Source organism: Enterobacter cloacae complex sp. SHL021 (assembly GCF_049237765.1).
Classification (GTDB): domain Bacteria; phylum Pseudomonadota; class Gammaproteobacteria; order Enterobacterales; family Enterobacteriaceae; genus Enterobacter; species Enterobacter cloacae.
In genome coordinates, this window is sequence record NZ_JBMKJG010000009.1 from 40,946 (window position 1) to 64,920 (window position 23,975).

Sequence of the window (23,975 nt, forward strand, 5' to 3'; positions counted from 1 at the left end):
GCGGCCATTTCCCCACCAGATCGCAAAAACCATAACAACACAACCCTCAAAAACCTCAAAGGGGCCCATCCAGCCCCTTTCTCACACCACCCTCTAAGCAGCTAGCAAAGCCTGCCCGCACTCAGTGCGCCACAATTCGCGGCTCCTTCACAAACTCCGCCAGAAGCCAAATCATATCGTGCAGCAGCCCCGTAAGCTCTTTTGCAACGTTCGCGGGCAATGTCCCCCCTTTAACGGCTTGGGTAAGTGCCAGCGCATAGTCTATCTGAGTAGCGGTGTCGTGCCAGCAGTCTGGCACGCAGGAGGTCATTTTTTCTCCCACAATCAACTGTTCAATAAGGTTCGGCGGGAGATCGGCATCGCAGAGTTCGCGCAGTCGATGAAGCGCTTGCAGCAGGCGCTCGCAGAGTGCAGAGCTAATGACGCTATCATCGCTTTCGACCAGCACGGTCACCAGCGCGGCGCAGTTGTCCGCCACGTCAAAGAGGTCGGCGTCAACCGGAAGGGGTCGGGTAATAAGTTGCTGAATAATGTTTTCGTCAGATTGCAGGTAAGACAGGGTTGGGATAGTAGCCATAAGGCATCCTCAGTGTATGAAATTGAATTAACCACCCGATGAGTTCCTACGCTCGAGGGGGCAGCGCTGACGGAGGTAGGAATACCGCCCACAGAGAAAACGGCCAGTCTTAACGACTGCTCCGCCAGCGCCACCGTGATTTTAACGGCATATGCACTGTTGCGACAAAATAAAGTCGCACTGTGAGATCCGGGTTCCTACACCCGATTGCGGATGTGCCGCAACGCCGTCACTTTACGACCCAGGTAACCGGAATTAAAGCATTAACCTTCATTTTCACCGGGTTACTTTTAGGTTTGCGAGGCTCCTTCCAGAAAGCCAGTCTTCCCGCCTAAATTTTCAGCGTATCGATCACTGCTCTCAGGGCTGGCGACACATTGCGATGCGGATAATAGAGAAACAACCCGTCCATCCGCAGGCTGTAGCGTTGCAAGACCCGGATAAGCGTTCCGCGTTCCAGATCGTCCGCCACGAGCTCCACCGGAATATAGGCTAGCCCCAGGCCCAGCCGGGCAGCTTCCGCTTCCATGTAACTGTCCGACAGCGCCCATTGTCCTTCTGGCCGGTGAAAGATTTTCTTGTCGTCCTGAACCAGTTCCCAGTGATAAAGATTACCGTCGGCAAACTGATACGCAATGCAGGGGTGCCTCACCAAATCCTCAGGTGTTTGCGGAAAACCATAGCGGCGGAAGTGCTCTGGTGCCGCAACCACGCCCATTTCCATGTCAGCCGTGATGCGTACCGCAATCATCCCCTGCCCGACCTCAGGCCCCAGCCTGACGCCCGCATCAAACCGCTCGGCAATGATGTCAACGAAGCGGCTTTCATTCATCAGTTCAAGGCGGATATCCGGGTAACGCTGCTTGAAGATGGCGAGCTTTGGCAGCAGGCATTTATCGATAGCGTGCTGGCTGGCATTGATGCGCACCGTACCGGACGGCGTCTGGCGGTAATGGGCCAGGGTGGCCAGCCCGGTATCAAGCGTATCGAATGCTGACTCCGTGGTTTGATAAAGCTGCTCCCCGGCGTGGGTAAGTGACAATTTTCGTGTGGTACGCACCAGAAGCTGAACGCCCAACCGCGCCTCCAGCTCACGTACCGAGCGGCTGATCCCGGATTGTGCCAGCCCGAGTCGCTGCGCGGCTGCCGTGAAGCTTCCCTCGCGTACCACCTGCATAAACAAGTACAGCTCGTTGTAGTTTTCCCGTTTCGCCATCGCGCCTGCTCTCTGATTCATAACAAATTGGTATTAATCTTAGCAATTTTCACCCTCTAATCAGCACGATTTCTGCTCCCTATACTCCCCTTATCACAACAACGCACGGGATCTCTAATGAAAACATTCACCCAAAAACTGTCAGTGGCGATGCTGCTGTGTGCATCTTTAAGTGGAGTGACAACAATGAGTTATGCAGAAACGACTAACCCAAACGCGCCCATTTCGATGGTGACCACCTGGGATAAAACCTTCGCCAAAAGTGATAAGGTTGACCATCGTAAGGTGACATTCCAGAACCGATACGGCATTACCCTGGTGGGAGATCTTTATCTGCCTAAAAACCGTGGGGACCGCAAGCTGGCGGCGATTGCCGTTAGCGGGCCGTTTGGCGCGGTCAAGGAGCAATCCAGCGGGCTCTATGCGCAGACGATGGCCGAACAAGGGTTTGTCACGCTGGCGTTCGACCCGTCTTACACTGGCGAAAGCGGCGGCCAGCCACGCAACGTGGCCTCGCCGGACATCAACACCGAAGACTTCAGCGCCGCGGTCGATTTCCTGGGCCTGCAGCAAGAGGTTGATCGAAACCGTATCGGCATTCTGGGTATTTGTGGCTGGGGCGGCATGGCACTGAACGCGGCAGCAATGGACACCCGCGTAAAAGCGGTTGCCACCAGCGTGATGTATGACATGAGCCGTGCCATGGGCCACGGCGTTGGCGACGGGAAAGATCGCTATTCCACGGCCGATCGTCGGGCCGTACTGCAGTATCTGAACGAGCAGCGCTGGAAAGATGCCGAAAACGGCACCTTCGCGCACGGCGGCCATGATATCTATGTCGATGAAAACGGCAACGTAACGGCGGCTGAGCGTATTCTGCCAGAAGCATTACCCGCCAACCCGAATCCGGTTCTGAAGGAGTTTTATGACTACTACCGGATGTCGCGCGGATTCCATGCACGCTCCGTCAACTCCACCGGCGCATGGACAGCAACCATGCCGTTGTCTTTTATGAACATGCCGCTGTTAAGCTACGCCGGGGAGATCAGCATCCCGACGCTTATCGTGACGGGTGAAAAAGCGCACTCCCGCTATTTTGCCGAGGACGAGTTTAAAACCGTTGGCAGCAAACAGAAAGAGCTGGTCATTGTCCCGGGCGCAAACCATGTCGATCTTTACGACAATGCCGCCGGAAAGATCCCGTTTGCACAGTTTGAGCGATTCTTCAAAACCAGCCTGAAATAAGCCGTTCTGCCCGGGATCCTGCAGGCCGCATACGCGTTAGCCTGAAGCATGACGAGCATACGCCACCCGAGCCAAACGGGTGGCCCTCTCTACGCCTTGATGAAATCTGACTATGTCCGCACTAAGCCAAACCACGCAATCGAACCGTGAACATACGTACTGGGGCGGCATTTTTGCCCTGACCCTGTGCGTATTTGTTTTGATCGCCTCTGAATTTATGCCCGTTAGCCTGCTTACCCCGCTCGCCCGAGATTTAAGTGTCACCGAGGGGCTGGCGGGCCAGGGGATTGCTGTCTCCGGCGCACTGGCCGTCCTGACCAGCCTGACGCTTTCTCAACTGGCTGGCAGCATGAACAGAAAATATCTCCTGCTGGGAATGACGCTACTGATGGCCCTGTCGGGAACGATTATTGCCTTTGCACCGAACTATCCGGTCTATATAACCGGCCGCGCCCTGATCGGTATTGCCATCGGCGGATTCTGGTCCATGTCTGCGGCAACGGCTATTCGCCTGGTGCCACAACATCAGGTATCGCGCGCGCTGGCTATTTTCAACGGGGGCAACGCGCTGGCGACGGTGGTTGCCGCCCCACTTGGCAGTTATCTCGGCACGACTATTGGCTGGCGTGGCGCCTTCCTGTGTCTGGTGCCCGTGGCAATAGTCGCGTTCATTTGGCAATGCTATAGCCTGCCTGATATGAAGGGGAATGACCGGGCAACATCGCATGGGACGGTCTTTCGGTTGTTTCGTCAGACGGCCGTTATTGCAGGCATGCTTGCCTGCGGCCTGTTCTTTATGGGTCAGTTTGCGTTATTTACCTATGTGCGTCCGTTCCTTGAAACCGTTACCCACGTTAGCGACTCCGGGTTGTCGTTGATATTGTTAACCATCGGCGTTTCAGGTTTTGTAGGTACTCTCGTGATTGCCATGGCGCTCAACGCGTCATTTTACCTGACGTTAATGGCCATTCCCCTGCTGATGGCCACCATTGCGGGCGGGTTGATTCTGACCGGGCACAACGTATGGGCCGTTGCCGCGCTGTTAGGGCTCTGGGGAATGCTGGCGACGGCGGCACCTGCCGGGTGGTGGACGTGGATCGCCCGTACGCTTCCGGAAGATGCTGAGGCTGGCGGTGGGTTAATGGTTGCGGTGATCCAGCTTGCCATTGCGCTGGGATCAACTACCGGAGGCATGATGTTTGACTATTTGGGCTGGCAGAGCACCTTTCTCATGAGCGGCCTGCTGCTTCTCAGTGCGGCTGGAGTGACATGGCGGCTCGCACGTCTGAACAGATAACGCCGCAGAGGATTAATTGCCGCTTTTCTATGGCGCTGGTGTATTGTTTTTGAACCCACAATCACTGTGAAGAGGCGCGACAGCATGATCACTATCCTTGGCAAAACCACCTCCATCAACGTGCGTAAAGTCCTCTGGACCTGCGAAGAGGCCGGAATTGCATATCAGCAGGAAGATTACGGCAGCGGATTTGCCTCGACGGAAACGGACGCCTTCCGCGCCCTGAATCCCAACGCCATGGTGCCGGTGTTGATCGACGACGATTTTGTGCTGTGGGAATCGAATTCAATCTGCCGCTACCTGGTGCGCAAAGCCGGACGCGATGACCTGCTGCCATCGCAGCCGCAGGCCTGCGCTAACGTCGAGCGCTGGATGGACTGGCAGGCAACCGAATTCAACAACGCCTGGCGCTATGTCTTTCCGGCGCTGGGGCGCAAAAACCCGGACTATAACGATCCCGTGCGGATTGCCGCCGGGATAAAAGAGTGGAACCACTGCATCGGCATTCTTGAGCAGCAGGTGCAGCGCACCGGCTCCTTTACTGCGGGCGAAACGTTTACGCTTGCAGATGTAGTGTTGGGGCTGTCGGTGAACCGCTGGAAGATGACGCCTTTTGACAAACCCGCGGTGCCTGCCATTGATGCCTGGTTTGAACGTCTTAATCAGCGCCCGGCATTTTTGCGACACGGAAATAACGGCATGGTCTGAATTCCCCACGGCCCTATATTCAGCAAGGATATTTTATTTAATTACAAAACCCTGCATGTCGTCAGAGGGAATAATAATTAAGCCATATCCTGGACTGTCCGTTGTATCGCTTTGCTAGCCTGACGTTTCAGGCAAAGCTCACCCCGGAGGTATTCTTGCTGATTAAACTCAAAAAAGAACGAACGCATCAGGAGGATCGCCGGTTAGCCCTCTGGCTGGCGACATCCGCCGGCTTGCTCAACGCCATCGCCCTTGGGGCATTTGGCTTTTTCCCCTCTCACATGACCGGCAATACCTCACAATTATCCAGCGAAGTCTCTTCCACCGATCTGAACGATATTATTTTCTTTGGCTCCATTATTCTGGCGTTTGTCACGGGTGCCATTCTTGCGCGCATTATTGTTATCTGGGGCATTATCCATAATATCCGCCTGGTTTTTTGCCAGATCCTGTTTGTCGAAGGGTTATTACTGACCGGCATTTCGGTTTACGAGATGTATTTCCATGCCCTCACCAGCAACCGCACAATTATTATCTTTCTCTGTGGTCTGATGGGGATCCACAATTCCACCTCCACCCAGCTCTCCAGCGGCCGGGTGAGATCGACGCACATCACCGGCACGCTGACGGACGCGGGAATATCGCTGGCCTCGGTAGTCGTGGCGATGCTGCGCAGGGACTACTCCAAAGATACGGCGGCGCAGAAAAGCCAGCTTAAAACCCACTTAACCACCCTGTTCTCGTTTATTACGGGCGGTATCGCAGGGTTACTCCTGTTCCGGTGGATTGGCTTTAATGCGATGCTGGCGCTGGGTGTCATACTGGCGCTGGTATCCGTTTGTTCCATGATTACCATCGCGGTGCGCGTGCGCAAAGTTCGCGCAGCCCTCGGCCGATAGTCAAAACGCAGAGGGCAGAATGTCGCGACAGTTGTGACACCGTCACTTTCATGAAGTCGCTTTAGGACTATTCTGCCCTCTCACAGCCAGCCCTTACCTCATAAGGCTTAATCAAGGTTGTCACTAGTTTCATAGGGTTACTGATTTTCCCCCTTCGCTGGAACCCTTCCCAAACGCTTGCTATAGGTCAACTACCCCTGCCGAAACATGGCATAACAACAGGCAACCGCTGGTTGCGATAACGCATGCGCACAGGGAGACACACCGCAATGCATCCATTACTCAAACGCTCGCTGCTGTTTGTCGGCGCCATTATCGTGGTTCTGGCCCTCCTCACCTGGGGAATTGGGCTGGAGACGATCAAGGCGCGCCAGGTTGACCTGATCTACCTCGGGCAACAGCATTTAATCCTCGTATTTTCCTCGATGTTCTTCGCACTGCTGGTTGGCATTCCGGCGGGTATCCTGCTCAGCCGCCCGGCGGCGCGTGGGGTAGCCGAATACGTGATGCAAATCTTCAACGTCGGCAACACCCTGCCGCCGCTGGCCGTTCTGGCGCTGGCGATGGTGGTGATTGGCATTGGCGATACGCCAGCCATCATTGCCCTGTTTCTTGCCTCGCTGCTGCCGATTGTGCGCAATACCTACGCCGGGCTGTGCTCGGTGCCGTCGTCGTTACTGGAAGCGGCCAACGGGATTGGGATGACCAAATGGCAGCGTCTGCGCCAGGTGGAGTTACCTAACGCCTGGCCGGTGATGCTGTCGGGCATCCGCATCGCCACCGCCATTAATGTGGGTACAGCTCCGCTGGCCTTCCTGATTGGCGCCAGCAGTTACGGCGAGCTGATTTTCCCCGGCATCTACCTGAACGACTTCCCGACGCTGATCCTGGGCGCGGCGGCCACCGCGCTGTTTGCCCTGATCCTTGACACGCTGCTGGCTGCGCTGGGTCGCGTGATGAGTCCCCATCTCGCTCGATAACAATAACAAGGAGCTTTCATGAGACTAATATCCAGCCTGACGGCGCTGTGTGCCGCGGCGCTCTTCACCAGCCAGGCGATAGCCGCCCCGCTGATTCTGGCAACCAAGAGCTTTACCGAGCAGCATATTCTCTCGGCCATGACCGTGCAGTACCTGCAAAAGAAAGGGTTCCAGGTGCAGCCGCAAACCAATATTGCGACCGTTATCTCCCGTAACGCGATGATCAACAAACAAATTGATATGACCTGGGAGTACACCGGTACGTCGTTGATCATCTTTAACCATATCAACAAGCGCATGTCGCCGCAGGAGTCTTACGAGACGGTTAAGCGTCTGGACGCGAAGCACGGTCTGGTCTGGCTCAAACCCGCCGATATGAACAACACCTATGCCTTCGCCATGCAGCGTAAACGCGCCGAAGCGGAACATATCAACACCATGTCTGAGATGGTGGCGAAGATTGAGCAGGTGCGTAAAACCAACCCGGATAAAAACTGGCTGCTGGGACTGGATCTTGAGTTTGCCGGGCGCAGCGATGGGATGAAGCCGCTGCAGAAGGCCTACAACATGGAGCTGGACCGTCCGCAGATCCGCCAGATGGATCCCGGTCTGGTATATAACGCGGTGCGCGACGGTTTTGTTGATGCCGGGCTGATCTACACCACCGACGGCCGCGTGAAAGGTTTCGACCTCAAAGTACTTGAAGATGATAAAGGCTTCTTCCCGAGCTATGCCGTCACCCCGGTGGTGCGTAAAGACACGCTGGAGGCGAACCCGGGGCTGGAAGAGGCGCTTAACACCCTCTCCGCCCAGCTCAACAACGACGTTATCACCGAGCTGAACAAGAAGGTGGATATCGATCATCAGTCACCGCAGCAGGTCGCCCGTGATTTCCTGCGTAGCAAAAAGCTGTTGTAGGAGGCGCTATGGAGACGATTCACTACATTCTGGATAACTGGGATTACCTGTTAACCCTGACGCTGCAGCATCTGTGGCTGGTGGCGCTGGCGGTTGGCCTGGCCATTATTATCGGCGTTCCGCTCGGCATTCTAATTGTCCGTCACAAATGGCTGGCGACACCGGTGCTGGGCATCGCGACCATCGTGCTGACCATTCCGTCCATCGCCCTGTTTGGCCTGATGATCCCGCTGTTTTCGCTGATCGGTCAGGGCATTGGCGCCCTGCCCGCCATTACCGCGGTGTTTCTCTACTCGCTGCTGCCGATTGTACGCAACACCCATACCGCGCTGGACAGCCTGCCGCCGGGTCTGCGTGAGGCCGGACGCGGCATCGGCATGACCTTCTGGCAGCGGCTGCGCTGGGTTGAAATTCCCATGGCGCTACCGGTGATTTTCGGCGGCATCCGCACCGCCGTGGTGATGAACATCGGCGTAATGGCGATTGCCGCCGTGATTGGCGCGGGCGGCCTGGGCCTGCTGTTGCTTAACGGCATCGGCGGGAGCGATATCCGCATGTTGATTGCGGGGGCGCTGATGATTTGTCTTTTAGCGATTGTGCTCGACTGGCTGCTGCACCGTCTGCAGGTGGTACTGACTCCGAAGGGGATTCGATAATGATAAAACTGGAAAACCTCACCAAACATTTTTCACAGAAGCATGGCCAGACCTTTAAGGCCGTGGACAACGTCAACCTGAACGTGCCCGAAGGGGAAATGTGCGTCCTGCTCGGCCCGTCCGGCTGCGGGAAAACCACCACCCTGAAGATGATCAACCGCCTGATTACGCCGAGCAGCGGCACGATCCTGATTAACGGCGAAGACACCAGCGGGATGGATACGGTGACGCTGCGCCGCAACATTGGCTACGTGATTCAGCAAATTGGCCTGTTCCCGAACATGACCATCGAAGAGAACATTACCGTGGTGCCGCGCATGCTGGGCTGGGATAAAGCCCGGTGTAAAACCCGTGCCGAAGAGCTGATGGATATGGTGGCGCTGGATCCACGTAAGTTTCTTCACCGCTATCCGCGCGAGATGTCCGGCGGCCAGCAGCAACGTATCGGCGTGATCCGCGCGCTGGCGGCAGATCCGCCGGTACTGCTGATGGATGAGCCCTTCGGCGCAGTGGACCCCATCAACCGTGAAGTGATCCAGAACCAGTTTCTTGAGATGCAGCGCAAGCTGAAGAAAACGGTGATGCTGGTCAGCCACGATATCGATGAAGCCCTGAAGCTGGGCGATCGTATCGCCGTTTTCCGTCAGGGGAAGATTGTCCAGTGCGCCAGCCCGGACGAGCTGCTGGCGAAGCCGGCGAACGAGTTTGTCGGCTCGTTTGTGGGTCAGGACCGCACTCTGAAGCGCCTGCTGCTGGTGTCGGCAGGCGACGTCACCGACCAGCAGCCTACTATCACTGTACGCGGCTCTACCCCGCTTCCAGAGGCCTTTGCCACCATGGATGATAACGATATCCGCGCCATCACCGTGGTGGACGAGCACGGTAAACCGCTGGGGTTTGTGAAACGCCGGGAAGCGCGCAACGCCAGCGGCACCTGTGCCGATATCCTGCACCCGTTCCGCATGACCGGCAAAGCGGAAGATAACCTGCGCGTAGTGCTCTCCCGCCTGTATGAAAGCAACACCAGCTGGATGCCGATTGTGGATGAAGAGGGTCGCTATAACGGCGAGATTTCGCAGGACTATATCGCGGAGTACCTCAGCTCAGGGCGTACGCGCAGGGCGCTGAATATTCACAGTGAGAGCTGAGAATTATATTTTATACAGACCAGAAAAGCCCCTTTCGGGGCTTATGCTAAGCTTTACCAGCGAATGTCAGAAGTGAGAATAAAAGCGACTTCTTTAACTATCTCGTTAAGATCGTAATCTATCTGCATTATGGTGGGTGTGTGAACATCTTCAACGGTAAATTTTTCAACCCAACCGAAAGAGCGATTCATTATCATTCTTGGGGCAATCGTGCCTTCGGGCTCACCAAACACCTGATGAATCCATGCACGAGACATGTTTTGCTGCAACGGTGAAGGGAGTACATTTGGGAAAACCCATCCTTTTACGTCATCGCGCTGAATAGACAACGTAATTTCTTTAAGTATTCTCCCTTCTCGATTAAAGGCTAAATAAACACCTTCGTTCACCATTGGTAAAAGTAACACGGGGTCGCCTGCTGCCCCTTTAGGATCACTTTTGTAGGTGATTAACCCATTATCAACTAACTCTTTATAGCTTTTGCCCAGATTATGGATAAGTGTTTCTACATTTACTGTCATTTGTATAATCCTTGCTGGCTGTTCAGAGCATGCATTTTGGTTCTGGCAGTTTCTATTTGTTCTTCAGTGGCACCCTGCTTTTTTAACGATGGCTTAATGGTATCCAGATTACGATCCGCTGCTGCCCGTAAGTTCTGCGAGTCCAGATCAATCTGTGCCAGAGTATTACGTCCGTCATAAGTTTCACTGATTTTCTGATGCACATCTTTAGGGACAACGATAGCCACCACCTGTAATGAAAACTCCTGAATTTCCGTTTCTTTTAAATATGGATACTCCCTACGGAGATAGGCCTTAACAGCCGCAGCCGACGGCATGTGATCCGCCTCATACATCCCCTGCCGTGAACGGCGCTTAAAGTCACTGTATAGCTCAACCTCCAGAAACTCCACCGGTGGTTTGCTCAGGTAGATATAAATCGGCGGCAGGTCAGGGAACGGCAGGATCAGAATGTAATCCGCGAAACTCTTTTCTCCCTGTGCCGGGCTGGTGGTCGCCGTTATGCCGGTGTTAACGGGCAGCGGGTCAACAACAACCGGGTTCGGCAGTACCGGCCGCGCCCGGTTGCCGGTATTCCACGGCTTTTTCTCGTTTGTCCTGTCAGGCGTCCACACGATGGTGATACGCGGTTCTTCCTCCGTGGTGAACGTGTACGCCTGCGCCCTGCTGTCGTACTCGATTTCTCTGACGCGTACAGTGTCCCGGCCGAGTGGCGTGTGCCAGCCGTGCGGTACCGGGTTCTGCCTGTAGTTTTGGCGGTGAAGTGGGCATAAAAAAGCCCCTTTCGGGGCTTGTATAGAGCATTACCAGCGAAGCTCTGACGTTAGCATATAGGTTATAGACCTCACGCTATCCTCTACGTCATAGTTAATCTGCATGCTCGTAGGAATATCGTGATCCTTTACCTCATAGAGGTCCGTCCAACCATAATCCCTATTCATTACAGTGTAAGGCGGCGCGCTTCGTAGCGGCTCTCCAAGATTTTCATTAACCCATTTGCGTGACATAGACGCCTGCAAGGGTGCAGGTAGTTTATTGGGAAATGTCCAACTGGTCGCAGGTACGTGCTGAATTCTGAGTGTGACAGATTTCAAAATCCGCCCCTCTCGCCAGAAAGAAAGAAAAATCCCTTCCTGAGCCATTTCAAGGTTGATGGTCGGTGTTCCAGAAGAACCCTTCGGGGCAGACTTATACGGAATTAAATCCTTATCAAGCATATATTGATAAGACTTACCAAGACTATTTATCAGCGCTTCAACGTTTACCGTCATTTGTACAGCCCCGCTTCACTATTTATTTTATGCATTTTCACCCTTGCTGCTTCGATCTGAATTTCGGTCGCGCCATGATCTTTCAATGCCGGTTTTATGGCATCCAGATTGCGATCCACTGCTGCCCTGAGGTTCCTGGAGTCAAGATCAATTTGTGTAGGCGTATTACGTCCACCATATGTCTCGCTTATTTTTTGATGCATATCTTTCGGGATCACGATGGCAGCAACTTTATCAGTCAACGCAAGTATCTCGTCATCATCTAGCAACGGATAATTAGCTCTCAGATATGCATCAACAGCAGCTCTGGACGGCATGTGATCCGCCTCATACATCCCCTGCCGCGAACGGCGTTTAAAGTCACTGTATAGCTCGACTTCCAGAAACTCCACCGGCGGTTTGCTCAGGTAGATATAAATCGGCGGCAGGTCAGGGAACGGCAGGATCAGAATGTAATCCGCGAAACGCTTTTCTTCCTGTGCCGGGCTGGTGGTCGCCGTTATGCCGGTGTTAACGGGCAGCGGGTCAACAACAACCGGGTTCGGTAGCATCGGCCGCGCCTGGTTGCCGGTATTCCACGGTTTTTTATCGTCTGTCCGGTCAGGCGTCCACACGATGGTGATGTGCGGTTCTTCCTCCGTGGTGAACGTGTACGCCTGCACCCTGCTGTCGTACTCCATTTTTCTGACGCGCACATTGTCCCGGCCTGGCGGCGTGTGCCAGCCATGCGGCACCGGGTTCCCCCTGCTGTCGTTCTCCCACGTATAGCGAACACGGCTTGGGGCTTCACGCATCTGCGCGAGGCGCATACGGTCGATAAAATCCTGTTCGCCGTCGTTCAGCCTGCCGGGCATCATTCCCACCAGCAGCCCGGCCACGGGTGCGCCCGCTCCGGCGGCAGCTATTTCACCCAGCCCGGCGGCACCCCGCACCGCCCAGGAGCCGTAGGTCAGTGCCCTGCCGCTTATGAGTTCCAGCAAGCTTGCGCCCGTGGTGGCCGTCTGCACCCGCGCAGCAGTTGCAGCAGCCGCAACGGCGGCCTGATAGTCCATTTCCTCCTGGTTGCCGTTCCACCAGCGATAAAGGGCGCTGCGCTTTTTCGGTCTGGGGATATCCTCTGGCTTTTTCTTTCTGGCGGTCTGTGCGTGCTGCAGGGTGTCTGAATCGGTTGCCGGGTCGCTGGCGGGCATGGCCTGAAAAAATGCCATATCGGCAAAATTAGTATGGGGTTCGCGCTGGTCACCGGCATCATTGCAGCCATCCCCCCGCAGGCAGGATTTTGCAAATACCCGGTTGCGCCCCCTTTCTTCCTCTCTGCGTTTTTCTTCGGCTTCCTTTTCTGCAACCAGCTTAGCGGCGTGTTGTTCCCTGGCAACATCAACCGGGTCTCGTCCACGTCTCAGCCACTGACCTGCCGGGGCAATCACCCGGTTCGAACCCGATGGACAACCGCAATGCACTTCTGACCCATGAACGGCTACGGGCACGCCGTGAAAACTTACGCGCGGCTCACCTGATACGATTACCCCCCGTTTTCCGCATCTGGGGCAGGGAGTAGTTTTATCACCTACCCTGAGAATTCTGCGCCCGAATTCCGTACTGTCCGTAATGGACGCAATACACCTGGCACCGGTAGTCGTTTTGTCATTCTCAAGCGCCTGCCCCCGGCCATAGTTATCGGTACGGTAGCCCATGTGTTTCGCTCCGGTAATTATTGAATTTATTATTCATAAAGAATTCCCTTTTCCTTCCCGTTAATAAAAAAAGAAATTCTACTATGAACATGCGTTAATCAGATTTATTCAGCATTTTTTGTTAATATTTAACAATAAAATAAATCATCAGCAAAAATAAATAATTTAAATATTTAGAAAACCATATAAAAGCGCATTTGCATACTGGTTGAGTTCCCACCACAATAGGACATCGACCCCGTTTACTCGCGACCCATGCAACGTCTTCATACTTACCCCGATATCCGCGCGATGTTTCGCCGGCTTCTGATTGCCACCGTCACGGGCGTACTGGCCGCGCTGGCCGTTGCCGTGTTTCGCCACAGCATGTATCTGCTGGAGTGGCTGTTTCTCAGTAACGACAGCGGCAGCCTGGTGAATGCCGCGGCGGCGTTGTCCCCCTGGCGTCGCATGCTCACGCCTGCTCTTGGCGGCCTGGCAGCCGGATTGTTGCTATGGGGGTGGCAGCGGCTGACAGCGCAACGCCCGCATGCGCCAACGGATTATATGGAAGCGCTGGAAACGGGTGATGGGCAGTTCGATTACGGTGCCAGCCTGGTCAAATCCCTGGCATCACTGCTGGTGGTTTCCAGCGGAAGCGCCATCGGGCGTGAAGGGGCGATGATCCTGCTTGCCGCCCTCGCCGCCTCCTTGTTTGCGCAGCGCTTTACGCCGAAGTCCGAATGGAAATTATGGATAGCCTGCGGGGCGGCGGCGGGAATGGCCAGCGCCTACCACGCGCCGCTAGCCGGAAGCCTGTTTATTGCGGAAATCCTGTTCGGCACGCTGATGCTCGCCTCGCTCGGCCCGGTAGTCATTGCGGCCGTCGTAGCGCTGCTGACGACGCGTCTGTTAAGCCCTGGCGCTACCACGCTGTATGAGGTGCATCTCAGCGAAACGCTCACTGCGGGCGATTACGGATTGATCGTTATCATCGGTCTACTGGCGGGCGTCTGCGGCCCGCTGCTGATGTGGCTGATGACGGTTAGCCACGCCCTGTTTCTGCGTCTCAAACTCTCACCGCCCTGGCAGCTGGCGCTCGGGGGGCTGATCGTCGGGCTGTTGTCGCTTCTCACGCCCAAAGTGTGGGGCAACGGCTATAGCGTGGTGCAGGCCTTTCTGCTCTCACCGCCGCTGCTGTCCGTTATTGCGGGCGTGTTTATCTGTAAGCTGCTGGCGGTCCTGGCAAGCAGCGGTTCGGGCGCACCGGGCGGGGTCTTCACGCCGACGCTGTTTGTCGGGCTGGCGACAGGAATGCTGTTTGCGCAGCTTTTTGCGCTGTGGCTACCGGGTTCTGAAACGGCGATTTTGCTGGGACTGGCGGGGATGGCGACGTTGCTCGCTGCCACGACGCATGCGCCTATTATGTCGGCGCTGATGGTGTGTGAAATGACCGGGCAGTATTTTCTGCTACCCGGCCTGCTGATTGCCTGCGTTGTTGCGTCCGTACTCTCGCGAACGTTACGCCACGACTCGATCTACGGCCAGCACACTGCCGAGAGCAGAGAGATCGATGTACTGCGCTAGTTCGCGCTGCTCGGCGCGCGGCAAATAAGGCAGTTCGCCCACCAGAGGGCCGGGCAGTTTTTTGCTCAGCACGTCGATGATTTCTGCATAGTGCGCAAGGCCTGGGTTGATGCGGTTTGCCACCCAGCCCACTAACGGCAGGCCGTCATTGGCGATCGCCTGCGCCGTCAGCAGCGCATGGTTGATACATCCTTCCTGGATGCCCACCACCATCACCACCGGCAGTTGCTCCTGCACCACCCACTCGGAAAGCGGACGCAAATCGTTCATCAGGCTGCGCCAGCCGCCCGTGCCTTCAACCACAACGTGATCAACCTTCTCGCTCAGGTTCGCCAGCCCATCCGACAGCAGGGTGTAATTGATCAGCCCGCTGTGCGCCACGCTGCTCTCCTCTTCGCTCAGGGCAATAGGATTGACCGCATCATAAGGCAGCTCCAGGGATGAGACGCTTTGTAAAACCAGGGCATCTTTATTACGCAGCCCCTCTGGCGTCTCTTTACTGCCTTTTGCGACCGGTTTGTACCCTGCAACACGTTTACCGCTTGCTGCCAGCGCCTGTAGCAACGCGCGCGATACAACAGTCTTGCCGACAGAGGTATCTGTACCAGTAACAAAGAAACGCTTAAGCATGACTCATTCCACCTCTTGGGTATGCTTCGAAAATATAAACCAGGTAAATAATTCAGTGGGGGAAGTCTACGGGAAGCGTGCGCTATCCGGCTTGAGATAGCGCAATTTTTAGTAAGTCTGTGGAAAAGAGTTAGCCCTGCAGCAGGCGGATCAGTAAGGAGCCGTTATACATTGCATCTTTTACCAGCGCGGCGCCGGCCATGGTGCCCTGGTTCGAAAACTGCGTGCTTTCGACCACAATGTTTTTGCTGTAAGCGGGCAGCGCCTGCTGATTAATGCAGGCCGAGATCGCCGGGAAGAGGATATCCGCCGCCTGGCTGAGCGGGGAGCCGATCAGGATTTTTTGCGGGTTAAACAGATTCACCATAATGGCGAGAATGCGCCCGACGTTATTCCCTACGCCAGTAATGATGTCCTTAGCCAGCAGATCGCCCTGCCGCGCCGCTGTGCACAAGGAATCTACCGTCAGGGGTTGCCCGTGCAACGAGGAGCTCATGGACTGGCTGAGCCTCACCTGCGCCAGCTCAAGCACGCTTTCCACGCTGGCAATGGTCTCCAGGCAGCCGTGGTTGCCGCAGTAGCAGCGTTTCCCGTAGGGATCTACCTGCGTGTGGCCGATCTCCACCAGGCTACTGCTGCCCGCATGCAACAGGCGTCCGTCGGTGATGACGCCCGCCCCGACGTTATGGTCGATCACCACCTGAATGACATCCCGCGCCCCGCGTGACGCGCCAAACAGCGCCTCCGCCATGGTCCAGGCGCTGATGTCATGCTGAATGTAGACCGGTACGCCGGTATGGTTTTTCAGGACCTCACCCAGCGGCATCTCTTTGACGTCTTCATAAAACGGCATGCGGTGCACAATGCCGTTCTCGGTATCAATAATGCCCGGCATGGTGATGGCAATCGCCGTTAAGCGTTCAAGCTTCTGCTGGTGACGAATAAAGAAATGATCGATATGCGTGACAATCGCCTCAAGAAGCGGTTGATCTGCGTTAAGCGGCAGCTCCAGCCGGTCTTCTACCACCAGCTTGCTGCTGAGATCGCGCAGCGCAAGAAAGATCTCACCCCGGCTGATGCGCAGCGACAGGTAATGCCACGCTTCCGTCTCCACCACCAGCCCGACCGCCGGACGACCCCGGCTCCCCGGCTCCTGAATCTCCGTCTCCTGAACCAGGTGGGCTTCCAGCATTTCGCGAACAATCTTGGTAATACTGGCGGGAGCCAGTTGGGCCAGGCGCGACAAATCGATACGCGAAACCGGACCAAGCTGATCAATCAGGCGATATACCGCGCCAGCGTTGGTCTGCTTAATCTGATCAATATGCCCTGGCTGACTATCAGCAACCACCTCGTACTCCCTTATTTTCGAGCTTCGAAATAAACTTTGGGCTATGGTGAAGCACTTGCATGGCCGTCGTCAAATATTTACTTAGCCATGTGATTTACTGCACATTTTTGCCCATTTTTCCCTATAAATATCGCCCGGCAGAGGCGGTGATAAGCTGCTTTTTAAAACGCTGTGCCGCATTGCTCTGTTCATGATGTCTGGACCACACCAGCCACATCTCCGATACCGCATCGTCTTCGGCAAGCGGAACCCAGCACATTTCACGCAATTGTACCCGTTTAAAGGAGGCCGGGAGAATAGAAACCCCCAGCCCGGCGGCGACCAGGCCTATTATTGTCATCGCCTCTCCTACCTCCTGGGTAATGACCGGGGCGAGATCGTAGCGGCGCATCAGGCCCAGAATATCGTCATACAGACCGGTTCCCACCTGCGGGTCGAAAAAGACAAACGGCTCTTTCGCCAGCTCCGCCAGCGTGACGGCAGGTTTCGACGCCAGGGGGTGATCGCGCGGGATCATCGCCATCAGCGGCTCGCGCAGGATCACCTGCCACGCCAGCGAGTCCGGCAGTTGAGTGTTGCGCATCAACCCTAAATCCAGCGCCCCTTCATTCAGCGGAGCAATTTGTTCCCGGGTATTAATTTCGCGCGTCTGAATATGCACGTCCGGGAAGTCACGGCGAAACGACGACAGGGTTTGCGAGACGGCGCTGATAAACGGGGCTGACGAGGTAAACCCGATGCGCAATTCACCGGCTTCCCCCAGATAGAGCCGCTCTGCGCGGGCGGCGGCGTCGTCAACCATGCTCAGAATTTGTCGGCTGTCGGCCAGAAACTGCCTGCCTGCCGCCGTCAGGCTCACGCTACGGTTGGTGCGGGCGAGAAGACGGGCGCCAATCTGCTGCTCCAGGATCTGAATTTGCTGGCTGAGCGGCGGCTGCGAAATGTTCAGGCGCGCGGCGGCGCGGCCAAAATGGAGTTCTTCTGCCACCGCGACAAAGTAGCGTAAATGACGCAGTTCGATATTCATATTTTATATGTATCATTTGAGATTATTAATATATTAGACAGAATATTTACATTTTCCTACCCTGAAGAGGTGGTCATACCCGTCACCAGAAACCACGGGGATGTTTAAGCAAGGAACATGTGTGAGTCGTACATCTACCGTTGATATCGAACCGGCACGCGATATCGATGATTTACCCGCAGCTTCTCAACCGGCGCAGTTTATTAAACGTGGTACCTCCCAATTTATGCGCGTCACGCTGGCGCTGTTCTCAGCCGGTCTGGCAACCTTTGCCCTGCTCTACTGCGTTCAGCCTATCCTTCCCGTGCTGTCACATGAGTTTGGCGTCTCACCGGCCAGCAGCAGTATTTCTCTCTCTATTTCAACCGGGATGCTGGCTGTCGGCCTGCTTTTTACCGGCCCTCTCTCTGATGCCATTGGGCGTAAACAGGTGATGGTGACCGCGCTGATGCTGGCGTCGGTTTGTACGTTGCTCTCCACCATGATGACCAGCTGGCACGGGATCCTGATGATGCGCGCGCTCATCGGGTTATCCCTGAGCGGCGTGGCGGCGGTCGGGATGACCTATCTCAGCGAAGAGATCCACCCGAGCTTTGTCGCGTTCTCCATGGGGCTGTACATCAGCGGGAACTCCATTGGCGGTATGAGCGGACGCCTGCTGAGCGGCGTGTTTACAGACTTCTTTAACTGGCGCATTGCGCTGGCGGTGATTGGCTGCTTTGCACTGGCCTCTGCGCTGATGTTCTGGAAAATTCTGCCGGAATCACGCCACTTCCGCCCCACCTCCCTGCGTCCGAAAACGCTGTTTATCAACTTCCGCCTGCACTGGCGGGATAAAGGACTGCCGCGGCTGTTCCTGACCGGCTTCCTGCTGATGGGATCGTTCGTCACGCTGTTTAACTATATTGGCTATCGTCTGATGCTTTCGCCGTGGCATCTGAGCCAGGCGGTAGTCGGCCTGCTCTCCGTGGCGTATCTGACAGGGACCTGGAGCTCGCCAAAAGCCGGAGCGATGACCGCCCGCTATGGCCGTGGGCCGGTGATGCTGGTCTCAACCGCCGTGATGTTGCTGGGCCTGTTGCTGACGCTCTTCTCGTCCCTGTGGCTGATTTTCACCGGCATGCTGCTCTTCTCTGCCGGTTTCTTCGCCGCGCATTCCGTTGCCAGCAGCTGGATTGGCCCGCGCGCCCGTCGTGCCAAAGGCCAGGCATCCTCTTTGTATCTGTTTAGCTATTATCTTGGCTCCAGCTTCGCCGGGACGCTGGGCGGTGTGTTCTGGCACAACTACGGCTGGAACGGCGTGGGCGGGTTTATCGCGCTGATGCTCTGCGGGGCACTGCTGGTGGGCGCCAGTCTTCATAAACGTCTGAGATAATCCGCCTGCGGGCTGATATCCGGTAAGACGAGCGATCCAGATAAACGGCACCAGCGTACTGGTGCCGTTTTTACATTCAGGAATCCCAGGCCTGCTCTATCTTAGCGGCTTCAAACTGCGGAGGCGGTTTTCGGAAACGGCGCGTCAGCCATGTCAGATAAAGGACCCCCAGTGCCGCCCAGATGAGGCCAAGCGTCAGGGACGTCGCTTCGAGGTTTATCCACAGCACGCCGACCGTTACGGCACCAATGAGTGGTAGCAGGAGATAGTGGAACCGATCTTTCCACGTTTTGTTCAGCCCCTTACGCCGCCAGAAATGGTTGTACACCGAGAGATTAACAAACGTAAACGCCACCAGCGCGCCAAAGTTGATCAGCGCCGTCGCGGTCACGAGGTCAAAGTACAGGGCCGACAGCGCCACTATCCCTACCATAATGACGTTCAGGGCCGGAGTACGCCATTTCGGATGCACGTAGCCAAACACCCGCTCCGGAAAGACGTTGTCACGCCCCATCACATACAATAAGCGTGAGACGCTGGCGTGTGAGGCCAGGCCTGAAGCGAGCGTATTCACAAACGTGGTACACAGAAACACCGACTGGAAGAGCTTGCCACCCACGTACAGCGCAATTTCCGGCAGCGCGGCGTCCGGGTTCTTGAAGCGCGCAATCGTCGGGAAGAAGAGTTGCATGAAAAACGAGGCAACAATGAATATCAGCCCGCCATACAGTGCGGTCAGGAAAATGGCTTTGGGAATAACCCGCGCCGCGTTTGGCGTCTCTTCCGACAGCGTGGTGACCGCGTCAAACCCGAGGAAAGAGAAGCAGACGATAGTCGCGCCGGTAATAATCGGGATCAGATGTGCGTTCTCGCTGATAAACGGCTGCAGCGACCAGACGGTGCCCACGCCCTCCCCCTTGTGCAGGCCATGCACCACGAGTATGACAAACACCACCATGATGGCGATCTGCACCAGCACAAACAGGGTGTTAAAGTTGGCGACCAAATTAACACTCTTCAGGTTCGCCAGCGTCAGGATCGTCACAAACCCTACCACCCACACCCACGGTGGGACTTCCGGGAACAATGCGGAAAGGTAGATCTTCGCCAGCAGCACGTTGATCATCGGCAGGAAGAGATAGTCCAGCAGCGATGACCAGCCGACCATAAACCCCAGATGGGGTCCGATCGATTTCTGCGTGTAGGTGTACGCAGAGCCCGCTTCCGGGAACTGTCGTACCAGTTTGCCGTAGCTGATGGCGGTAAACATAACGCCCGCCAGCGCCAGGAGATACGAGGCGGGCACGTGGCCATTGCTGATACCGGACACAATGCCGAAGGTATCAAACACGGTCATGGGGGTAAGGTAAGCCAGCCCCATCATCACCACCTGCCAGAGCTTGAGGGAACTGCGTAGCCGGGTTCTTCCGGCCATGCCCGGCGAATCAAGAGATGTGTTAGTCGCCATAGACCATCCCCCCCATGCTTACCGTGGTTTGCAATCGCGTTGACCTTAACGCAAACCTGCTTAGCAAAGGGGGAAGTTGTAAAGAACATACGCGATCGTACCAGCGCAGCGTCTCTCGCTCGCACTCACAGCAGGCGCCTGACTGGCCCCCTTCGCCCTGCGGATAGTTGAACATCTGCATCATTTCCTACCTCGTCACACAGTGTCGTTAAGAAAGTCCCTGTGCCGCCTGCGCTCCATAACGCGACTCCCGGGAGATAGCTGGCGTGCCAGCGAACAGTTCGGCCAGGCTCCGCGCAGGCCGTTTGGTGATACATATGCAATGAAACAAAGCGGCCCCTGACCGGGGCACGTCATCAGGCGTTTTTCAGCATCCACTCGATTTCAGTTTCGGTAATCAGGCGTTCGAACTGCAGTAACTCATCATTTTTGCAGGCGTGATAGACGTGGCAGAAACGTTCGCCCAGCCGCTCGCGAAGGTGATCGTTTTGCATAAACTCCCACAGCGCATCGCTCTGACGAATCGGGAACGGCAGTCCGTCCTGCTCCAGACCATTGCCTTCAACTTCTTCCTGCAGGGGTAAATCGTTATCCAGCCCGTGTAAAATGCCGGCAAAAATCGCCGCCATCACCAGATACGGATTCGCGTCTGCTCCCGCCACCCGGTATTCGACCCGATGGTTATGGCGATCGCCGCAGGGAATACGCAGGGCAACCGTACGATTATTGTGTCCCCATGACGCCTGCGTCGGCACGTACATTCCCGGCTGGAAACGGCGGTATGAGTTGACGTTCGGCGCCAGCAGCGCCATGGACGCTGGCATCAGATCGATCATCCCGGCCAGCGCGCGTTTCAGCAGCGCGGAATCCTCACCGCTGGCGTCTGCGAACACGTTTTCGCCTCTGTTGTTTTGCATGCTGATGTGGATATGCATCCCGCTGCCCGCATGTTCTTCATACGGCTTTGCCATAAACGTGGCGTGCATCTTGTGTTTTTCCGCCATCTGCCTGACGAGACGTTTTAGCGCCAGCGCATCATCGCAGGCATCCAGCACGTTTTCCGTATGGTGCAGGTTAATCTCAAACTGGCCCGGGGAGACTTCAGCCACTGCCCCGTCGGCGGGGATCAGCTGCAGCTGCGCCAGTTCGTCAATGTCATTCAGCACGTCAGCAAAGTGGTTGAGATTATCAACCGAGTAGACCTGACTCTGCGTGTTACGCACGTCGGTGCCCGGCGCGCAGGGTGGCTGCAGATAGCCGTCGGCATCGCGTTTACGGTCAAGTAAATAGAACTCCAGCTCTACCGCTACCACGGGGAACAGACCGCGCTGGCGCAGCTGCTGCCAGAGTCGGTTGAGTACGTTCCGCGGCTCAACGTCAAAGGGAGCGCCATCTTCATCGACCATGGTGAGCTGCACCTGACCAATGTATTCCGGGTCGGCGGCGGAGGGTGTCAGTGTGCCCGGCACCGGCACACAGATACAGTCCGGCTCGCCCAGCTCCTGCCCCAGCCCTGCCTCTTCCACAACGTTACCCAGAATGTCCATGGCGAAAACCGATGCCGGGAAATAGCAGCCTTTTTCAAGTTTGCTCAGTCCGGCAACCGGGATACGTTTGCCGCGAAAACAGCCGTTCAGGTCGGTCAGGAGGACATCAATAAACTGGGTGTCAGGATACTTTTCTAAATAGCGCTTCACTTCCTGCGTAAAGGCGCTACCCCGCCTCTCATCCGTGTGCTGCACAAAGTTCTCAACTTCTACGATATTGGTTTCCATGATTTACCACCGTTTTTGGGATTTGCGTTCGCTGCTCTGGACTGTCAAATATAATGTCCACACTATCGAATCTGTATGCAAACAAATTGTTTGTCAAATGTTAAATTAAGTTTGCAAAAGGCAGATCTCGTTGCTAGATTGAGAAAATATTGAACGAAAAGGCCGTTTCATAGGCGAGAATGGCCTAAATTTAGTCCACTTTGTGAGGGCGATCATGGAAAATATAATGAACAAGCCAGTTATTGGCGTGGTGATGTGCAGAAACAGGCTTAAGGGTCATGAGACCCAGACCCTGCAAGAAAAGTACCTGAATGCCATTATTAACGCGGGGGGCTTACCTGTTGCCTTACCGCATGCGCTGGCAGAGCCAGAGCTTATTACCGCTCTGCTGCCAACCCTGGACGGAATTTACCTGCCGGGCAGCCCAAGTAACGTGCAGCCGCACCTTTATGGTGAAAACGGCGATGAGCCTGACGCCGATCCCGGGCGAGATCTTCTGAGTATGGCGCTGATTGCTGCCGCGCTCGAAAGGCGCATCCCCATTTTCGCCATCTGCCGGGGGCTGCAGGAAATGGTTGTTGCCACGGGAGGGACGCTGTATCGCCGCCTGTTCGAGCAGAACGACCTGCTTGAGCACCGGGAAGATCCTGAACTGCCGGTTGAGCTACAATACGCCCCTTCTCATGAAGTTCAGGTTCAGGAGGGAGGGCTGCTGTCTCAATTAATACCAGGCTGTAATACATTTTGGGTAAACTCGTTACACGGGCAAGGTGCACGAACGTTAGGACCACGGCTCCGCGTGGAGGCCCGCTCGACGGACGGGCTCGTCGAAGCGGTCAGCGTTCATGACCACCCTTTTGCCCTCGGTGTGCAATGGCACCCCGAATGGAACAGCAGCGAGTACGCCCTGTCACGCATGTTGTTTGAAGGTTTTATCACCGCCTGTCAAAGCCACATTGCCGAGAAGCAACGGCTTTGACCACTACCGTAAAGGAAATGCAACTATGAGCGATGACGGACTGGCACCAGGGAAACGTCTGTCTGAGATCCGCCAGCAATTGGGTCTCTCGCAGCGGCGTGCCGCCGAACTGTCTGGGTTAACACACAGTGCCATCAGCACCATTGAGCAGGACAAAGTCAGTCCTGCCATCAGTACGCTGCAAAAGCTGCTGAAAGTTTATGGGCTGTCGCTCTCGGAATTCTTTTCGGAACCGGAAAAACCTGATGAACCGCAGGTGGTTATTAATCAGGAAGACCTTATCGAAATAGGCAGTCAGGGTGTTTCGATGAAGCTGGTTCATAACGGAAATCCGAACCGTACGCTGGCGATGATTTTTGAAACTTACCAGCCAGGAACCACGACCGGAGAGAGGATCAAACACCAGGGTGAGGAGATCGGTACGATACTGGAAGGTGAAATAGTGCTGACCATTAATGGCCAGCCTTATCACCTGGTTGCGGGGCAAAGCTATGCCATTAATACCGGCATACCGCACAGCTTCAGCAACACCTCGGCAGGCATCTGCCGCATTATCAGTGCCCACACCCCCACCACGTTCTAATTACCACTCAGTCCCGGCGTAAGTGCGCTTACGCCGGGACAAATAAAAACGATCAATGTCGGCATTCAACGGGTTAATTCCCGGGATGCCT

Annotated in this window: 24 protein-coding genes; 12 read left to right on the plus strand and 12 right to left on the minus strand. The window is 55.6% G+C overall.

What is annotated here, in order from left to right; all coding sequences use genetic code 11:
- Positions 1-121: 121 nt before the first annotated feature.
- Together ACOTZF_RS10920 and ACOTZF_RS10925 are read right to left on the minus strand one after the other, a co-directional pair.
- Entirely contained in the window at positions 122-577 is a 456-nt protein-coding gene (locus tag ACOTZF_RS10920; protein ID WP_020688235.1) for a hypothetical protein, read from the minus strand.
- 331 nt (positions 578-908) lie between these two features.
- Positions 909-1,793: a LysR family transcriptional regulator gene (locus ACOTZF_RS10925; RefSeq protein WP_129251867.1), complete on the minus strand. Its 885-nt coding sequence runs from the start codon at positions 1,791-1,793 to the stop codon at positions 909-911.
- Between the two features lie 117 nt (positions 1,794-1,910).
- Here ACOTZF_RS10925 and ACOTZF_RS10930 point away from each other — a divergent pair, with 117 nt between their 5' ends.
- The 8 genes from ACOTZF_RS10930 to osmV all read left to right on the plus strand — a co-directional run bounded on the left by ACOTZF_RS10930 (position 1,911) and on the right by osmV (position 9,644).
- Positions 1,911-3,038, plus strand: coding sequence for an alpha/beta hydrolase (locus tag ACOTZF_RS10930; RefSeq protein ID WP_129317860.1), 1,128 nt, complete (start codon positions 1,911-1,913; stop codon positions 3,036-3,038).
- A gap of 112 nt (positions 3,039-3,150) precedes the next feature.
- Entirely contained in the window at positions 3,151-4,335 is a 1,185-nt protein-coding gene (locus tag ACOTZF_RS10935) for an MFS transporter (RefSeq protein ID WP_421636091.1), read from the plus strand.
- An 84-nt stretch (positions 4,336-4,419) separates the two neighbouring features.
- Positions 4,420-5,043 (plus strand): glutathione S-transferase family protein, encoded by a 624-nt coding sequence (locus ACOTZF_RS10940; RefSeq protein ID WP_129251617.1) that lies wholly within the window; start codon positions 4,420-4,422, stop codon positions 5,041-5,043.
- Between the two features lie 155 nt (positions 5,044-5,198).
- Entirely contained in the window at positions 5,199-5,942 is a 744-nt protein-coding gene (locus ACOTZF_RS10945) for a YoaK family protein (protein WP_014831711.1), read from the plus strand.
- Between the two features lie 269 nt (positions 5,943-6,211).
- A complete protein-coding gene (gene osmY / locus ACOTZF_RS10950; protein ID WP_013096821.1) occupies positions 6,212-6,922 on the plus strand; it encodes an osmoprotectant ABC transporter permease OsmY in 711 nt (236 codons plus the stop codon).
- Between the two features lie 18 nt (positions 6,923-6,940).
- Positions 6,941-7,840: an osmoprotectant ABC transporter substrate-binding protein OsmX gene (gene osmX, locus ACOTZF_RS10955; protein ID WP_038980457.1), complete on the plus strand. Its 900-nt coding sequence runs from the start codon at positions 6,941-6,943 to the stop codon at positions 7,838-7,840.
- Positions 7,841-7,848: 8 nt separating this feature from the next.
- Positions 7,849-8,496, plus strand: coding sequence for an osmoprotectant ABC transporter permease OsmW (osmW, locus tag ACOTZF_RS10960; RefSeq protein ID WP_006808875.1), 648 nt, complete (start codon positions 7,849-7,851; stop codon positions 8,494-8,496).
- Positions 8,496-9,644 carry an osmoprotectant ABC transporter ATP-binding protein OsmV gene (gene osmV, locus ACOTZF_RS10965; protein WP_029882806.1) on the plus strand — a complete coding sequence of 383 codons (1,149 nt, stop codon included), beginning with the start codon at positions 8,496-8,498 and terminating at the stop codon, positions 9,642-9,644. The genes osmW and osmV overlap by 1 nt, the downstream gene beginning before the upstream one ends.
- Positions 9,645-9,697: 53 nt before the next feature.
- Here osmV and ACOTZF_RS10970 read toward each other — a convergent pair whose 3' ends face one another.
- The 4 genes from ACOTZF_RS10970 to ACOTZF_RS10985 are packed head-to-tail and all read right to left on the minus strand — an operon-like array spanning position 9,698 to position 13,130.
- Positions 9,698-10,165: a DUF6392 family protein gene (locus ACOTZF_RS10970; protein WP_129251616.1), complete on the minus strand. Its 468-nt coding sequence runs from the start codon at positions 10,163-10,165 to the stop codon at positions 9,698-9,700.
- The gene (locus ACOTZF_RS10975) at positions 10,162-10,962 is read right to left on the minus strand and encodes an S-type pyocin domain-containing protein (RefSeq protein WP_277815307.1); all 801 of its coding nucleotides are present in this window, start codon (positions 10,960-10,962) and stop codon (positions 10,162-10,164) included. The genes ACOTZF_RS10970 and ACOTZF_RS10975 overlap by 4 nt, the downstream gene beginning before the upstream one ends.
- Before the next feature lie 6 nt (positions 10,963-10,968).
- Positions 10,969-11,436: a DUF6392 family protein gene (locus tag ACOTZF_RS10980; protein ID WP_129251615.1), complete on the minus strand. Its 468-nt coding sequence runs from the start codon at positions 11,434-11,436 to the stop codon at positions 10,969-10,971.
- Positions 11,433-13,130 carry an S-type pyocin domain-containing protein gene (locus tag ACOTZF_RS10985; protein ID WP_310824025.1) on the minus strand — a complete coding sequence of 566 codons (1,698 nt, stop codon included), beginning with the start codon at positions 13,128-13,130 and terminating at the stop codon, positions 11,433-11,435. Before ACOTZF_RS10985 ends, ACOTZF_RS10980 begins: the two co-directional genes overlap by 4 nt.
- Positions 13,131-13,385: 255 nt before the next feature.
- Between ACOTZF_RS10985 and clcB the strand changes: the two genes are divergently transcribed.
- Positions 13,386-14,696: a voltage-gated ClC-type chloride channel ClcB gene (clcB, locus tag ACOTZF_RS10990; RefSeq protein WP_058661270.1), complete on the plus strand. Its 1,311-nt coding sequence runs from the start codon at positions 13,386-13,388 to the stop codon at positions 14,694-14,696.
- Here clcB and bioD read toward each other — a convergent pair.
- The 3 genes from bioD to ACOTZF_RS11005 form a co-directional block, all read right to left on the minus strand.
- Positions 14,631-15,326 carry a dethiobiotin synthase gene (gene bioD, locus ACOTZF_RS10995; protein ID WP_013096826.1) on the minus strand — a complete coding sequence of 232 codons (696 nt, stop codon included), beginning with the start codon at positions 15,324-15,326 and terminating at the stop codon, positions 14,631-14,633. The genes clcB and bioD overlap by 66 nt on opposite strands.
- Positions 15,327-15,456: 130 nt before the next feature.
- On the minus strand, positions 15,457-16,677 hold the full coding sequence (mlc, locus tag ACOTZF_RS11000; protein ID WP_013096827.1) for a sugar metabolism global transcriptional regulator Mlc: 1,221 nt from the start codon (positions 16,675-16,677) through the stop codon (positions 15,457-15,459).
- Positions 16,678-16,798: 121 nt separating this feature from the next.
- The gene (locus ACOTZF_RS11005; protein WP_023620317.1) at positions 16,799-17,704 is read right to left on the minus strand and encodes a LysR family transcriptional regulator; all 906 of its coding nucleotides are present in this window, start codon (positions 17,702-17,704) and stop codon (positions 16,799-16,801) included.
- A 121-nt stretch (positions 17,705-17,825) separates the two neighbouring features.
- On the opposite strand from ACOTZF_RS11005, the gene ACOTZF_RS11010 reads away from it, so the two are divergent.
- Complete coding sequence (locus ACOTZF_RS11010; protein ID WP_013096829.1) at positions 17,826-19,079, plus strand: MFS transporter; 1,254 nt, start codon at positions 17,826-17,828, stop codon at positions 19,077-19,079.
- Between the two features lie 76 nt (positions 19,080-19,155).
- On the opposite strand, the gene ACOTZF_RS11015 is transcribed toward ACOTZF_RS11010, so the two are convergent.
- From ACOTZF_RS11015 to ACOTZF_RS11025, 3 genes are all read right to left on the minus strand, one after another.
- Positions 19,156-20,547, minus strand: a complete 1,392-nt coding sequence (locus ACOTZF_RS11015) for an APC family permease (RefSeq protein WP_013096830.1) — start codon at positions 20,545-20,547, stop codon at positions 19,156-19,158.
- On the minus strand, positions 20,537-20,731 hold the full coding sequence (locus ACOTZF_RS11020; RefSeq protein WP_032618525.1) for a hypothetical protein: 195 nt from the start codon (positions 20,729-20,731) through the stop codon (positions 20,537-20,539). The genes ACOTZF_RS11015 and ACOTZF_RS11020 overlap by 11 nt, the downstream gene beginning before the upstream one ends.
- Before the next feature lie 172 nt (positions 20,732-20,903).
- Positions 20,904-22,322 carry a glutamine synthetase family protein gene (locus tag ACOTZF_RS11025; protein WP_129317857.1) on the minus strand — a complete coding sequence of 473 codons (1,419 nt, stop codon included), beginning with the start codon at positions 22,320-22,322 and terminating at the stop codon, positions 20,904-20,906.
- Between the two features lie 214 nt (positions 22,323-22,536).
- Between ACOTZF_RS11025 and puuD the strand changes: the two genes are divergently transcribed.
- Together puuD and puuR are read left to right on the plus strand one after the other, a co-directional pair.
- Complete coding sequence (gene puuD / locus ACOTZF_RS11030; RefSeq protein WP_014831700.1) at positions 22,537-23,301, plus strand: gamma-glutamyl-gamma-aminobutyrate hydrolase; 765 nt, start codon at positions 22,537-22,539, stop codon at positions 23,299-23,301.
- Between the two features lie 25 nt (positions 23,302-23,326).
- The gene (gene puuR / locus ACOTZF_RS11035; RefSeq protein WP_013096835.1) at positions 23,327-23,884 is read left to right on the plus strand and encodes an HTH-type transcriptional regulator PuuR; all 558 of its coding nucleotides are present in this window, start codon (positions 23,327-23,329) and stop codon (positions 23,882-23,884) included.
- Positions 23,885-23,975: the final 91 nt, after the last annotated feature.

Excerpts from the sequence above, each read along its gene's own strand:
- puuD (WP_014831700.1), top strand. The coding sequence starts at position 22,537 with ATGGAAAATATAATGAACAAGCCAGTTATTGGCGTGGTGATGTGCAGA.
- osmX (WP_038980457.1), top strand. The coding sequence starts at position 6,941 with ATGAGACTAATATCCAGCCTGACGGCGCTGTGTGCCGCGGCGCTCTTC.
- ACOTZF_RS11015 (WP_013096830.1), bottom strand. The coding sequence starts at position 20,547 with ATGGCGACTAACACATCTCTTGATTCGCCGGGCATGGCCGGAAGAACC.
- ACOTZF_RS10930 (WP_129317860.1), top strand. The coding sequence starts at position 1,911 with ATGAAAACATTCACCCAAAAACTGTCAGTGGCGATGCTGCTGTGTGCA.
- osmW (WP_006808875.1), top strand. The coding sequence starts at position 7,849 with ATGGAGACGATTCACTACATTCTGGATAACTGGGATTACCTGTTAACC.
- ACOTZF_RS10985 (WP_310824025.1), bottom strand. The coding sequence starts at position 13,130 with ATGGGCTACCGTACCGATAACTATGGCCGGGGGCAGGCGCTTGAGAAT.
- puuR (WP_013096835.1), top strand. The coding sequence starts at position 23,327 with ATGAGCGATGACGGACTGGCACCAGGGAAACGTCTGTCTGAGATCCGC.
- ACOTZF_RS11020 (WP_032618525.1), bottom strand. The coding sequence starts at position 20,731 with ATGATGCAGATGTTCAACTATCCGCAGGGCGAAGGGGGCCAGTCAGGC.
- ACOTZF_RS10935 (WP_421636091.1), top strand. The coding sequence starts at position 3,151 with ATGTCCGCACTAAGCCAAACCACGCAATCGAACCGTGAACATACGTAC.
- ACOTZF_RS10970 (WP_129251616.1), bottom strand. The coding sequence starts at position 10,165 with ATGACAGTAAATGTAGAAACACTTATCCATAATCTGGGCAAAAGCTAT.
- ACOTZF_RS11005 (WP_023620317.1), bottom strand. The coding sequence starts at position 17,704 with ATGAATATCGAACTGCGTCATTTACGCTACTTTGTCGCGGTGGCAGAA.
- ACOTZF_RS11025 (WP_129317857.1), bottom strand. The coding sequence starts at position 22,322 with ATGGAAACCAATATCGTAGAAGTTGAGAACTTTGTGCAGCACACGGAT.
- ACOTZF_RS10925 (WP_129251867.1), bottom strand. The coding sequence starts at position 1,793 with ATGGCGAAACGGGAAAACTACAACGAGCTGTACTTGTTTATGCAGGTG.
- ACOTZF_RS10980 (WP_129251615.1), bottom strand. The coding sequence starts at position 11,436 with ATGACGGTAAACGTTGAAGCGCTGATAAATAGTCTTGGTAAGTCTTAT.
- ACOTZF_RS10940 (WP_129251617.1), top strand. The coding sequence starts at position 4,420 with ATGATCACTATCCTTGGCAAAACCACCTCCATCAACGTGCGTAAAGTC.
- clcB (WP_058661270.1), top strand. The coding sequence starts at position 13,386 with ATGCAACGTCTTCATACTTACCCCGATATCCGCGCGATGTTTCGCCGG.
- ACOTZF_RS10920 (WP_020688235.1), bottom strand. The coding sequence starts at position 577 with ATGGCTACTATCCCAACCCTGTCTTACCTGCAATCTGACGAAAACATT.
- osmY (WP_013096821.1), top strand. The coding sequence starts at position 6,212 with ATGCATCCATTACTCAAACGCTCGCTGCTGTTTGTCGGCGCCATTATC.
- bioD (WP_013096826.1), bottom strand. The coding sequence starts at position 15,326 with ATGCTTAAGCGTTTCTTTGTTACTGGTACAGATACCTCTGTCGGCAAG.
- osmV (WP_029882806.1), top strand. The coding sequence starts at position 8,496 with ATGATAAAACTGGAAAACCTCACCAAACATTTTTCACAGAAGCATGGC.